The sequence below is a fragment of the Dawidia soli genome (assembly GCF_018598185.1).
Taxonomy (GTDB): domain Bacteria; phylum Bacteroidota; class Bacteroidia; order Cytophagales; family Cyclobacteriaceae; genus Ohtaekwangia; species Ohtaekwangia soli.
In genome coordinates, this window is record NZ_JAHESC010000035.1 from 34,092 (window position 1) to 48,038 (window position 13,947).

At 53.7% G+C, this 13,947-nt stretch carries 11 protein-coding genes and 1 riboswitch; of the genes, 10 read left to right on the forward strand and 1 reads right to left on the reverse strand.

Translation table 11 applies throughout. From position 1 onward, the window contains the following. Positions 1-15: 15 nt before the first annotated feature. Entirely contained in the window at positions 16-1,002 is a 987-nt protein-coding gene (locus KK078_RS21105; protein WP_254092303.1) for a hypothetical protein, read from the reverse strand. 127 nt (positions 1,003-1,129) lie between these two features. Here KK078_RS21105 and KK078_RS21110 point away from each other — a divergent pair, with 127 nt between their 5' ends. From KK078_RS21110 to KK078_RS21155, 10 genes are all read left to right on the forward strand, one after another. Beyond that, the gene (locus KK078_RS21110; protein WP_254092304.1) at positions 1,130-2,431 is read left to right on the forward strand and encodes a peptidoglycan DD-metalloendopeptidase family protein; all 1,302 of its coding nucleotides are present in this window, start codon (positions 1,130-1,132) and stop codon (positions 2,429-2,431) included. Between the two features lie 55 nt (positions 2,432-2,486). Then, positions 2,487-2,873 (forward strand): hypothetical protein, encoded by a 387-nt coding sequence (locus tag KK078_RS21115; protein ID WP_254092305.1) that lies wholly within the window; start codon positions 2,487-2,489, stop codon positions 2,871-2,873. Between the two features lie 24 nt (positions 2,874-2,897). Beyond that, on the forward strand, positions 2,898-3,632 hold the full coding sequence (locus KK078_RS21120; RefSeq protein WP_254092306.1) for a DUF481 domain-containing protein: 735 nt from the start codon (positions 2,898-2,900) through the stop codon (positions 3,630-3,632). A 157-nt stretch (positions 3,633-3,789) separates the two neighbouring features. Continuing rightward, positions 3,790-4,005, forward strand: a complete 216-nt coding sequence (locus KK078_RS21125; protein WP_254092307.1) for a hypothetical protein — start codon at positions 3,790-3,792, stop codon at positions 4,003-4,005. A 98-nt stretch (positions 4,006-4,103) separates the two neighbouring features. Next, a riboswitch (cobalamin riboswitch) is annotated at positions 4,104-4,321 on the forward strand. 225 nt (positions 4,322-4,546) lie between these two features. Further along, entirely contained in the window at positions 4,547-6,307 is a 1,761-nt protein-coding gene (locus KK078_RS21130) for a T9SS type A sorting domain-containing protein (protein WP_254092308.1), read from the forward strand. Between the two features lie 3 nt (positions 6,308-6,310). Beyond that, complete coding sequence (locus tag KK078_RS21135) at positions 6,311-8,773, forward strand: T9SS type A sorting domain-containing protein (protein ID WP_254092309.1); 2,463 nt, start codon at positions 6,311-6,313, stop codon at positions 8,771-8,773. Continuing rightward, a complete protein-coding gene (locus KK078_RS21140) occupies positions 8,770-10,740 on the forward strand; it encodes a TonB-dependent receptor plug domain-containing protein (RefSeq protein ID WP_254092310.1) in 1,971 nt (656 codons plus the stop codon). Before KK078_RS21135 ends, KK078_RS21140 begins: the two co-directional genes overlap by 4 nt. 1 nt (position 10,741) lies before the next feature. Continuing rightward, complete coding sequence (locus KK078_RS21145; RefSeq protein ID WP_254092311.1) at positions 10,742-11,830, forward strand: YncE family protein; 1,089 nt, start codon at positions 10,742-10,744, stop codon at positions 11,828-11,830. Positions 11,831-11,873: 43 nt separating this feature from the next. After that, positions 11,874-12,848: a hypothetical protein gene (locus KK078_RS21150; RefSeq protein ID WP_254092312.1), complete on the forward strand. Its 975-nt coding sequence runs from the start codon at positions 11,874-11,876 to the stop codon at positions 12,846-12,848. Positions 12,849-13,241: 393 nt separating this feature from the next. After that, positions 13,242-13,889, forward strand: coding sequence for a TetR/AcrR family transcriptional regulator (locus KK078_RS21155; RefSeq protein ID WP_254092313.1), 648 nt, complete (start codon positions 13,242-13,244; stop codon positions 13,887-13,889). Positions 13,890-13,947 lie beyond the last annotated feature (58 nt).

The window sequence follows — 13,947 nt, forward strand, 5'->3', positions numbered from 1 at the left end:
AGCCTCCGTCCGTTGTTATCTTTTATTGCCGATAAACTGAGCCGCCTGTTGCAGGTTGAGAATGTTGGACGTTAATCCGAAGCTCAGCACGTAGATGTTGTTGATAAAATAGACGTTGTAATAATCCTGACCGCGGTAGTAACGTATAAAGAAAGCGATCTCGTCAAACCAGGGTGGATAATATTGATAATGGATGTCGACGATCAACCGATCGCGCGCTTCCACCGGGCTTGTTCCTTTCATCCGTCCGGCGATCCACCCCAGCTGAAGCTCAAAGCTGGAGTGTTGCAGCCAGTTATTGAGCCACGTTTTCCTGGTTTCACGCCAGGGGCCGCCAAAGGCGACTGCCCCAAAAAAACGGTAGTTGCCATAGATGTCGCGGATCTCCTGTACGGACCAGGACGGCGGATGTATCTCCGTACTGGCGCGAAGCAGGCGATAGGCCACCCGGTTCTTCCAGACCTTTTTTACCTTATAGGTAGAGAAGTGCACCATAAAATAATTGGTGGCAAAGTTTCCGTTTTCAAAGTCGATGGTGTTGGTAGTGTCCCCGATGTAAAAGCTTCCGGCCTTACCGTTGCTGTGATGCCCCAGCGTCACCGACCACAAAGCATTTTCATAAAACAATCGCTTGAGGAACCGGCTGCGGTTCCAGAAGTCGACGGAATGGAAAAAGGTCAGATGCGCTTTATACGTCGGCGTACTGATGGGCCACGATTCTCGGTCCTGCATACGGATCTGCACCTGCGGATTGACCAGGATCGCCCACGTGCTTTTTTTGCGCGAGAAGAAATAGCTCGGCGAGAGCTTGGCCTCCATCAGTAAAGGCTCGAGGTTGCCCAGGCCATCCGTTACCGTGATGTAGCTTTGCTCGCGGTTGGCATTGATCAGGAAATGGAACTTTTCCCGGTCGAGACTGTCGGCCGCTAATTGCGCCGGGGTTTCCTTTTTGTCCTGACCGGACACCCTTGTGCAGCAGACGCACCAAAAAAATAAAAACACGAATAGCCGGTAAGAGCGCATACTTTTTTAGCAAACAAGTCGGGACATGGGCACGGATTATGAAGATAAAAACCTATGCCCGTCGGGGAGCGATAAACTTAATCCACCGTGTATGTGTTCTACGAGCATGTCTAAACTATATATCCTGGGAGTCGCTGTACTCCTCATTGCGTGTAATAGTTTCCACAGTTTACAATCGGGTTTCGTCAGGAAGAGTCCGTACGAGCAGTACCGGAAATCCCTTGAAGATGCGAACCTGCTGGCTACGCCCATGGCAACCGCATGGCAAGAAGCCGGCCGACGCTCGCTGTACGATTCCGTCCAGATCAACCTGCCGTTCTCCGAAGCCGGTGTGTTCCAGGCGGCAGAACCTCAGGCGCGCTCGTACAGTTTCCCCGTCAAAGACGGGCAGGTGTTGAAAGTGACCGGCATGGTACAGGCACAGGCAAACGCCCACCTGTTTCTCGACCTGTTCGTCTGGAAGGATACGATCTGGACCCAACTGACACACGCCGATTCGGCACTGACACTTTCATACGAATTCGACCGCGATGCGCAGTGTCTGCTGCGCCTGCAGCCCGAGCTGTTGGTGAATGCCTATTATTCCGTAACGATTTCCCTTACGCCGGTGCTGATCAACCCGGTATCCGGCGCTTCGAACCGTTCTATCGGCAGCTTCTATGGCGACGCCCGCGACGGTGGTAAGCGTAAGCACGAAGGCGTCGACATCTTTGCCCCGAAGGGTACACCCATCATTGCGCCGGCGGCCGGCGTCGTGACACGTGTGGGCACCAGCAACCTGGGCGGCAAAGTCGTGTGGATGCAGGACGGCAAACGCGGCCACTCGTATTATTTCGCACACCTCGACGAGCAGTTGGTCAAAGCCGGCCAGAAACTTAAACAAGGCGACACGCTTGGCCTTGTCGGCAATACGGGGAACGCCCGCACAACGCCTGCGCACCTGCACTTCGGCATTTACCAGGCACGCGCCAAAGACCCCATTCATTACCTGCTGACACAAGACGCGCTAAAAAGCGACTCACCCCTCGATACCTTGTTCCGGGAGCAGGTATACCGTGTAACGGCCAGAAGGTCGATGATGCGTACCGGTCCCGGCCCGAAATACGCGCTGAAAGAAACACTCAATAAGAACGACTACGTCAAGATCATTGCGCAAAGCGATTCATGGTACCGCGTGGCACTAGCCGACGAGCGCCAGGGCTATGTGGAAAAGAAACAGGTAGGAGAGGCCATCAAAGGAAAAGCACGCAAGCTCGACGCCTCCGCCGTGCTGTTATCGCGCAACGATCAGCAGAGTGTTCCCCTGGCCTATCTGGACAAAGCCACCGCCGTGGAAATACTCGCCAGCTACAAAAGCTCACACTTTGTACGCACCAAAGAAGGACAGGTGGGGTGGCTGTTCCTGTAAGGTGTGACCCGCCGGCCTGGCATAATTTTCTTAGGTTATACAGTAAACACCTGATATGAAACGCCTGCTGCCGATCTTGTTTTTATTTTCCTGTGGTTATCTCTATGCCCAGACAGACAGTGCAGTGGTGGTACGCGACACTGTAAATGTGAGACGCGATATTCCCGACCCCCGGTCGGTATACAATTCAACGCTCCCCAAAGATATAGGCCCGCCCAAAGACAGCGTGCTGGTCACCGGTAAACAGATCCCCCGTCGTGTACGCAAGGCACTCAATGGAAATGACATATACGACGGGTGGGAGAACGGCGAGATCTACCTGAATCGCAACACAGGCCTCTACATGCTATACCTCACCCGCGACAACGAGGTATCCAAATTCGGTTTAGACGAAGAAGGGAGGCAGGTAACATTTGTGTCTTTCAAAGAGCCCAACCCCTAACGGTGGCGCATGCAGGAGAACATCATGCAGAAGATAGTCGCAGGATTGGTCCTTTGGATGGGCAGCCTGCCTGCCTTTTCACAATTCAATGATACGACACATCACTACCTGAATTATGTATCGACGGGCACGATCAATAAGACAAACGAAGGTTCCTCGTATGTCCTGAACAATGCCCTGCGTTTCAGCATCAGTAAAAGAGAATATACCTTCAACACGACCAATAGCTGGATATACGGCAAATCACTCAGTAACCTGAGCAACAACGATTTCTTTTCAGCGCTGGATGGCAACTTGTATAAGACACTCGAGCATTTTTACTATTGGGGCCTCGCCAGCTATGAGAAGAGTTTCTCCCTCAAGATCAACCACCGCCTGCAAGCGGGCGTCGGGGTAGGATATAGTGTGTTTGATGTCGAAAAACTTCGCGTTGTACTGAGCGATGGTATTTTGTATGAGCGCAGCGACTTATATGACCTGCCCGAAGAGGGAACCAACCGTTACGACGTCTTCCGCAATTCGTTTCGCTTGAAATTCCGTGCCGTGATCCGCGAAGTGATCGTAATAGAAGGCACCGATTTTTTGCAGCACGCGCTGTCCGATCGCAAGGACTACATCGTAAAGTCCAGCACGAGTCTTTCCATCAAGTTAAAAAAAGGACTCAGCGTGACCGGCTCCATCGTGTATAATAAATTGAGCAAGACCCGGCGCGAAAATCTGCTGGTAACCTATGGTCTAACCTATGAAAAGTATTTCTGATCCACTTGCCGCGCAGAGCCGTGCATGGGAAACGGCAATCCTGTTTTGGGAAAGAACAACAGCCGGATCTTCGTTTTTACGCCGGTAGCGCCATCCCACGGAGTGGCACGGAATTCGGAAGGATAGGTTTACCATTCTATCTAACCACCTTTTAACCATGAAGCCCGCATTTCTTATCTCCTTTTTTATGATCGTCGTGTCGTCCATGGTCTTCGGATTCGTTTACACCACCTGGACCGAGTTCGTAAACGCAAATCCGGCATTCTTCGCCATCGGCCTGGTGTCTATCCTCACCGTCGGCATGTGCGGCATGATCATCAGCATGATGACCGGCCCTGCCCTCGAAGCCCAACAGGTCACCCGCGACCGCTGACACGACAATTATCGTAGACATACTGTTTAGAGTTGATAGTTTATAATGCAAAAAGACCGTCCCGAAAGGACGGTTTTTTTATGTTCTCACCATTCCATACTTTTACCGCAGCATTTGGTTCGCGCAGCACGGTGTTGCGCGATTAAAAGGGAATGCCGTGAAAACCGGCAACAGTTCCCGCTGCTGTAATCCTGATTCCGCCCACGCGGAATAAAAGCTTTGTCAATTATATTCTCCACTGTTCGCCCACCGGCGGATGGGAAGGAGTGACAAAAGTCAGGAGAGTCAGAAGACCTGCCCGATGCCATCAGGATTTTGTAGCCTGCGGTGAACGGGTATACGGATCAGTGGAAATCGCTGCCAGGCGTCTTCTCTGTTATCGTACGTTACAATTTTCTGCTATTGTAATCCATGCGTACGATACACATGCAACCTGTAACACTTTTATCAACGACGTCTTGACAACCGCCGGGCATTGCCTGTAGCGGGACGCTGTCAATGCCTGGTTCTGTCATGTCGCAACATGCTTAACCAACGATCCATGCATAAACTTTACACGCGAATTTTCCTGGTATGCCTGGGCTGCTCTGCGATGGCCCTGCCCGCGGCCTCCCAGGATGCAACCGGAGTGATTGATTCCAAACCAGCGTCCGGCCGGTTTATCAACGCCCGCTTGACCACATCCCCCACCGCCAATGGCCGTACGGCATCCGTCTCGAAGAAAAAACAGGTTGTGTTTGTAAATGGAGGCCAGTTCGGAAGCCTGAACGGAAACATTCAGGTATATGACCCGGAGACCAACACCACCGAAAAGCTCGCCGACCTCGATGCCGCGAACTCGGTGCAGGATATCGAAGCTCTGGGTCGATACGTGTATATCTCCGCCGACTACTACATCCTGAAGTACGATATGACTACCGGTGCCGAAGTAACGCGCCGGTATACACAAGACAAAAGCAAGACCGAGGCAGACGGCCAGGGCACGGATACCCATGGTGTAAACCACTCCACCACGCTGTATAAGAACTGGCTGATCGCCACGCGTCAGAACAGCGCCGGGCCACCGGACGATGGCTACAACGTCCGCATTTATAATAAGAGTGATCTCTCGCTGGTAAAGAAGATCGCCGTCTCGACGCAGGCCGCCGATGTGGTGGTAGTAGGCGACTCGGCCTTCGTGGCATTGAATGGAGGCTTTCTCGGCCAGTCCGGCCAGCTCGCCATCATCGACCTGGTAACCCTCGAACGAAAAGGTGAGTACGACTTTGGCCAGGAGGGCGTGGGCATCATGCAGATGTTTGCGCAAGGAGACAACCTGTATGTACTCGCGCAAAGCAAACTGCTGAAATATTCCATCCGGGAAGGTAAACATACCGCCTACGATCTGCCCATCGGGCATTCAGACGCCAGCTCGTCCCCGCTGGGTGTCGGCATCATCGACGGCATGCTATATACCAAGCTCATGGACGAATCCTGGACCAAGAGCTTCGGACGTGTTAACCTCGACCATGCCACCGTCGACAAACTGGACGTCATTGGCATGAGCACCGATCCCGAGATCGTCGACAATGGCTATACGCTGATGGCATCGGCCTACGATCGTGAGGCAGAGCGTTTCTACTTCACCTTCGGCCAATGGTGGGGCTGGGGTATCGGTCGCATTTACGACAAAGAAGGTAACAACGTGGGCATCTTTAGCGATGTGCAGGACTCGCCCGAACGCATGGCTATCAGCTACGGCATGACCAACAGCGCACCCTACAACGCCGTGTTGTTAGAGACCGTCGAAGTCCCTCGTGACAGCGAGACCGGTATCGCTCTGTCGGACTACTTCGGCGACGACGACAACGAGTCCCTGGCCTATACCTTGACCATGCCCGACGGCTCCGCTGTTCCATCCTGGATCACCCTTAACGATGGCGTATTGATGGCTTCCCCCCCCGCAGATGCCGGACTTGACGCCGTGGTGATCACCATCACCGCCAACGACCGGTATTATGACGATCCCGCCGTGCAGAATATAGAAGTGATCGTACGCGAAAAAGTCATCACCGGGCTCCCGCAGGAGCCGGTCGTGCGAACGATCTATCCCAATCCGGTAAAAGAAGTGCTCCATGTGGACGTAACGGCGTTGCCGGCCGCATTGTATATCACAGACACCCGCGGAAACCGTGTAGCAGAACAAGTGATCCGCGAAACGTCCGGCACAACCGTAGATGTACGCGCGTTGCCGGCGGGCATGTATGTGTTGACGCTGCGCCAGGGTGCGCACGTTGTACGACAGAAGATTGCAAAAGAATAGAATATGCACCGCGTGAAAAGGCGTATGCAGAACGGGGCGCTGTGGCTGATAGCACTGTTGTTCGCAATGGCGGCAAACGCCCGGGCACAGAGCCCCTATATCAGCCGGGTGGTGGAGTATTTTCCGGCGCCCGGCCAGTTTACAAACACCGCAGCCTGGGGGACACCAGCAAAAGCGCAGTCGCTGATCGGCGGTCTCGCCGGGGGCATAAGCCTGGGTGGCTTTGGCGGATATATCGTCGTGGGCTTCGACCACCGCATCGACAATCACCCCGACAACCCATACGGAGTAGATTTTACCGTTTTTGGAAATCCACTGGCAACCGCACAAAACTTCGTCATCTGGTCTGAGCCCGGCGCCGTCAGCGTGATGAAAGACGAAAACGGCAACGGCCTGGCAGACGATACCTGGTACGAGCTTGCCGGGAGCGATTATTATTTCTCATCTACCGTCAGAAATTACCAGATCACCTATACCAACCCGAAGCAAGTCAATGCGGCCGATGTACCATGGGCCGATAACCAGGGCCGGGTGGGCTATATTCTCAAAAATGATTATCACTTTCAGCCGTATTACCCACAGGCCGCACCCTTCCCCGGCGTAGACCAGCGTCAGATCACCTTCGCGGGCAATAAGATCAAAGGTTATGTAGACCGGTCAGATCCTTCGTACATCCAGGCCTATAAAAGAGGATTTGGATATGCCGACAATGCACTGGCCGCTCCCGGCAGTCACGTGGTGCCCGACAATCCCTATACCCCGGCGATAGAAGGCGCCGGTGGAGATGCGTTCGACATCGACTGGGCGATCGACGCAAACGGCGATCATATTCACCTCGACGGGATCGATTTTATCAGAATATATACAGCCCAGAACGACGACGCCGGCTGGTTAGGAGAGGTGTCGACCGAGATCCGCGGCATCGCAGATGTAGCGCCTGACATACGCATCCAGGGCGAACTCGACCAGGTCGTCATGGCAGACATACCACGGAAGGTCCGGGAGAATATGCAGATCCCCCTCGAAGCCTATGCCTTTCATAAAGGAATTTTGCAGGCCGATGCGGCGATCATTTTTTCGGTCGACAAAGATGCCGTGGCCGGGATCGACCCGGGTATGCTGGTAACAAAGGGCTCCGGCCGGGTAACGATAACAGCGGCATTAAAGGCAAACCCCGCCGTTAAAACACAAACGACGATCGACATCGTATCGCCGAAAGCAATAAAGATAGTCACCACCGGGCAGGCCATCCGGCGCCATGCGAGGGCTGCGATATCGGCTACGGTGCTCGATCAGAACGGAACCGAAATTGCCGGTGTAGCCCTGGCGTGGCGTACTTCCGACGCGAGCGTGCTCGACATCGGCACACAAGGTGAGCAGATTGTCATGCGCGGCAAAAGCGAAGGCATTGCCTGGTTGATCGTATCCGCCAACGACATCCCTAACCTAAAAGACAGCGTGCTGATCCAGGTGCTGCCGGAGGCCGAAACCCGGTTGGTATACCTCACCATCAAGGACAAAGACGGCCTGGTCATCTCCCGGCGGCAGGTCGCCGTAAACAACTTCGATCTTAATGCCTATGTCGATCACCGCAGCGAAGACTACGGCATCGATAAAGTGAACGGCGTTACGGTGGCGCACGCCATCGCCCAGCTCTTTACCAACGAAGACTTTGCCAGCGACCTCCGGTTTCGCGATGATGACAAAGGGGGCGGCAGATTATACCTCTGGCGCGTGCCCAAAGGCGATGCCTCCGGTATTTCCTACGTATATGGCTACGGTGGCACGATGGAATATACGTTCGATAAGGCCTGGTTCGTGCGGGTGAATGAGCGTACGTATGTCAATGGCCTGCACAACGTGCCCGTAAGCGAGGGCGACGAGATCATCGTGTATCCGGTCGAACGGATCGGCGTTCCATGGCTGTTTATAAAAATACACAGCGACAAAGATACCGTCGATGTGGAAGCGCCGGTGGCACTGACCGTAATCCGGTTCGAGCAAAGCATAAACCCCGATCGAACAGTAAACACACTGAGCTCTGATGCCGTGGCCGACGCCAGAGTGTCGGTGAACGGCAGGGCATATCCCAACGACTCGGCGTCGGCGAAGACAGACGAGCTTGGCAAGGTCATCGTAACGTTCAGCTCCCGCGGTACAAAGAACATAACCGTTGCCGGAGAAGCCTGCGTGGTGGTTGTACGCAGCGACATACCGGTCGGCATCGGCGACGAAAGCGAACAGGACTTGGCCATATATCCCAATCCCTTCCAAAGTTATCTGAGGCTGGAAGGAGCGGGGACAAACGCCGGCTATACGCTCATGACCCTGAGTGGCGCGGTACAACAGTCGGGCCGGATGTCAAACGAAACGACACTCAGCACAGCGGCATTGCCTGCCGGCATGTATCTGTTACGCATCGAAACCGGCGCAGCCATTCACTATGTTAAGCTCGTCAAGCAATGATCAAAAGGATAGTGCTTGTTGTGTTGGGAGTCATCCTCCATACTGCCACCAGGGCGCAGCGGCGCGACTCCGTTCTGCTGAACGAATTTACCGTACAGGCTACAAGGCTCTTTGAAAAAGAAGCCGCGGGCGGAAAGGAAACACATGTGGATACAACCGTGCTCGCGGTAAACGTAAACCATACCCTGTCGGAATTGCTCTCGGAAAATACGCACGTGTTTATAAAATCATACGGCCGGGGCTCGCTCGCCACTGCATCCTTCCGGGGCACCGCGCCGTCGCACACACAGGTAGTATGGAACGGCATGCCGGTCAACTCGCCCATGCTCGGCATGGTGGACTTTTCCCTTATACCGGTCTATTTCATAGACGACCTGACGCTGAAACACGGCGGAGCATCGATGGAAGAAAGCAGCGGCGCCCTGGGCGGGAACGTATTGCTGCAGAACAAACCCGACTGGAACAACGAGCTCAGCGGCCGGTTTATTCAAGGGTTCGGGAGCTTCACCACGGTCGAAGACTTTTTACAGGTGAACATAGGGAATAAAAGGATCCAATCGAAGAGCCGTGCCTACTATACCTATTCAAAAAATGATTTCCCGTTTTACAACGACGCTATCATCGGCAAACCGCGCTGGCGGAACAAAGACGGAGCCTATACTCTGTACAGTGTTATGCAGGAGTTCTACGGCCGTATCGACGAGTCCAACCGGCTGTCGCTCCGGGTTTGGACGCACGTGGCAGACCGCAGCATCCCAAGGCTCAACAGCAACGAAAGCGGCGAAGACACCAACATCAACACGCAGCTCGACAAGACCTGGCGTATAAACTCCGAGTGGCGCCACAACGGCAAGCGCAGCACGCTGGTGACAATGGCCGGCGTAAACCTGCAGGATCTCGACTATTCCCTGGTGAACCGGGTTATCGGGCTCGGGCCGCAAAGCGCTATTTATTCCGTAAGCCGGTCCGGCAGCTACATCAACCGGGTTGAATTTCAATATGACCTGTCCCCGAAGTCAACCATCAGCGTCAACGCGAATTACAATTATCACGGCGTGAATACACGCGACACCGTCAAGCGCACCGGGTATAAAAAAGATCGTCATGAGATCTCTGCATACGCGGCCTATCAACGCAATTTCTCCGACCGGTTGAACATCAAGCTTGCCGTGCGTCAGGATTACATCGATCACAAAGCCATACCAGTCATTCCGTATGCCGGCTTCGACTTCCGCGTGTGGACCGACCGGAATATCTTTATCAAAGCGAACATCACCCGCAACTATCACATCCCGACGCTCAACGATCTGTACTGGCAGCCCGGGGGCAATGCTTCGCTCCGGCCGGAAGACGGGCTGAGCGAAGAGATCGGCGTCGCCTGGCTCACCAACGTGCGCGGCATAACGTTGGAAACACAAATGACGGGCTACTACGCCGACATCACCGATTGGATCATCTGGATCCCCAGCTTCCGCGGAGGTGGGTATTGGGAGCCCAGGAACGTGGAGAGCGTCATCTCGAAAGGGATCGAGCTTACCGCCAAAATAAAGTATGATCGCTACCCCTGGCAGGTCACCGCCAACGGCAACTTTGCGTGGACGCCCTCCCGGAACTATGGTGACAAAACGATCTGGGGCGACGAGTCCCGTGGCAAGCAGCTGGTCTATATCCCCCTGAATTCCGGAAACCTCTTTGTCAACGTCAAATACAAGAAAAGCGCCATTACGTGGCAGTTCAATGCGTACGACAAACGATATACAACCTCCAGCAACGATGTAACGACCGTCGGCAGTCTGCCGGACTATTATATGAACCAGGTCTACCTGGCGCAGGAGTTCAACGTGAAAAAGGCCACCCTGGAAATACAATTGAAAGTCTATAACCTCTTCAACGAGTATTACCGGTCGGTACTGGCCAGGCGCATGCCCGAACGGAATTATATGGTATTACTCACATGCAAGTTTTAATATGAAGCCCCGCTACTATATCGTCCTGTCGCTCGTGTTGGGAGGCGCGGCGTATGGGTGTATCGATGACCACCTGACACCACATCCGCCGGCACCGTCTTTTTCACGGGGACTGTTCATCACCAATGAGGGGAACTTCATGTATGGCAATGCATCGCTCTCCTATTACAACATCGAAGACAAGACCGTTGTGAGCGATGTGTTTTTCGATGCCACCGGTGTGCCGTTGGGTGATGTAGCGCAGTCCATGGTGATCCGCGACAGTCTTGGCTATATCGTGGTGAACAACAGCGGCAAGATCTATGTCATCAACATTAACACGTTTGAATATGTCGGGAAGATCACGGGGTTGACATCGCCCCGGTACATTCATTTTATCAACGACGAAAAGGCCTACGTCACCGATCTGTATGCCAAGGCCATCACGATCGTCAACCCCAGGACATTCGGCATAACCGGCACCATCAGTGTCGCCAACCACGATACCCGGTTCTACCAGCATCCCACCGAGCAAATGGTGCAGTATAAGAACTTCGTGTTCACCAATTGCTGGTCGTATGACAACAAAATTCTGGTGATCGATACAAATACCGACCAGGTGGTAGATTCCATTACTACGCTCATCCAGCCCACCAGCATCGTGCTGGATAAGTTCGATAAGATCTGGACCGTGACCGACGGGGGGTACCGCGGCAGTCCCTATGGCTACGAAGCACCCGGTCTGATCAGGATAGACGCGGCGACCCGCGAGATAGAACAAATATTCCGCTTCCAACGAGGTGACTGGCCATCCGAGCTTTGTCTCAACGGCACCGGCGATACATTGTATTTCATCAACCGGCATATCTACAAGCTACCCGTCATCGCCCGGGCATTTCCACAATGGCCCTTTATCTATAGCAAGTATAAAGAACAGTATAACGGGGGCTACTACGGCCTCGCCGTAGACGGAAAGACGTCCGAAGTATACGTGGCCGATGCGATCGATTACGTACAGCCGGGGGTTATCTATCGCTATACCCCGCAGGGGGCAGCGGTGGACTCTTTCAAAGTAGGGATCATACCCGGAGCGTTTTGTTTTAAACCTTAAGTTTTCAGTTATACCAGATGTTTAACATTAAATTACAAAAACCATGAAAAAACAATTGATTCTTGCCACGTGTGCTGCCATGCTCACACTCGTTGGCTGCCAGGAAACAGAAGTAAGCAAAGGCACCGGGCTGACACAGCCCGAGCTGCAAGCAGCAAGTCACCTTCCTCCTCCCGCAAACTTTTCCGATGTATCGTCCCCTGCCGGCCGGGTAGCGCTGGCGCCTACGAAGTATATCACCCAGGTGTTTGAATACAGCCCGGCGCCGGGGCAGTTCATTAACAAATTGCCGGTCTATGCCGCAGGCAACAACGCGGCGGCCATGGCGGCCAAAGCAGCCACGGCGCTGGTAGGCAAGACCAACGGCCTGGTTTGCCTGGGTGCATTCGGGGGGTATATCGTAGTGGGATTCGATCACACCATTGCGAACGTAACCGGTAAAGACTTCAAAGTATATGGCAATGCATTCGCCGATTGGTCGGAAGCAGGCATCGTCATGGTGTCGCGCGACGTCAACGGCAACGGTCTGCCGGATGACGTCTGGTACGAGCTTGCCGGAAGCGAATACAGCAACGTCAACACCATCCACAACTACTCGATCACCTACACCAAGCCCAGCCCGCTGAATGCCGACGTTCCCTGGACCGACAACCAGGGCAACTCCGGCGTGGTGAAACGCAACAGCTTTCATACACAAGCATCCTACTACCCGCAGTGGCAGGGGAACACCATCACCTTTACCGGCACACGCGTATGGCCGAATGCCTATGACTCCGATCCTTCCGCCACCGAGCATTGGGTTGCTCCCGCGTACGCCTGGGGGTATACCGACAACGTAGTGAACACAGACACCAACGCCACGTTCGATATTTCCTGGGCTGTAAACGCCAGCGGCACACCGGTAACCCTCACGGGCATAGACTTCGTCAAAGTATACACTGCCACCATCCAGGATGCCGGCTGGCTGGGCGAAGTCTCCACCGAAATCGCCGGCATTGAAGACATCAACATCCCCTAACGAATACCTGGCGGGCCTTAGCCCGCCAGTTTCCCAACCTGGCGCCGGTCTCCGACCGGTGCCCAGTTTGGCTGCGGTCTCCCGACCGCCTTTCGAACGTCAGCGCCCAGCCTTACCCCCAAACCCCATAAAGTGTAACCATTCCCGCTACCACTCCTTATATAATAAGGCAAATTGATGCATTGCCCATCTTTATTTAATAACTTCCACCACGCTACCTACCGAACGTTGTGCCAAAGGCGACCACGATAGTCCCGTGACATGGGGTACAAGCCTTTAGACGCCGGCCTCAATCTTAACCGTATTCAACAGACTTCACACGATTGCGGCAAAATATTGACCAGATGCCGTTGTATTTGTGAACCCAAAAGCGATTCCTTTGCGTTAACAAATTTGTTAAACAATATCGATAAGGCCGTGAGTGCCCCCGAGCAACAACAAACCGAAGTCCTGATTAAAGAGAAAGCCCGTGTGCTTTTCTTTCAAAAAGGATTTCTCAATGCGACCACCCAGGAGATCGCAGACGAAGCCGGTGTAAACCGTGCGTTGATACACTATTACTTCCGGTCGCGCGAGCAACTGCTCGACACCTTGCTGGAAGAGGTCGTCACCGAGAAGCGCGAACGGGTGAAGGCCATCTTCACCAGCGACCGCCCCTTCCGGCATAAGATCGCACTATATATCGAAAAGGTGATAGACGTCGGCATTACCTATCCCTACCTGGAGAATTTTATTATTTCCGAAACGGCCCGCGATCCGGAGAAGACCAAGATCTTCTGCAGCAAAGACAAGCAGCGTTCCTCCGTCATGATCCGCCAGCAGCTACAAGACGAGATCGAGGCCGGCCGCATGGCGCCGATCCCGACCGAGCATTTTATGGTCAACCTGGTATCGATGTGTAACTACCCGCTGTTAGCCAAAAACGTTCTGCAGAGTGTACACGGCATGAGCGACGCGACATACCGTAAATTCCTCCAGGAACGTAAACAAGTGATCTACCGCACCATCTTCAACGAAGAAATGCCCGAAGGTATTTCCTGACCGTCCGCACACACTAACCTGCTTATATACTTACTTCAGAAGAACTATTTATTATTTA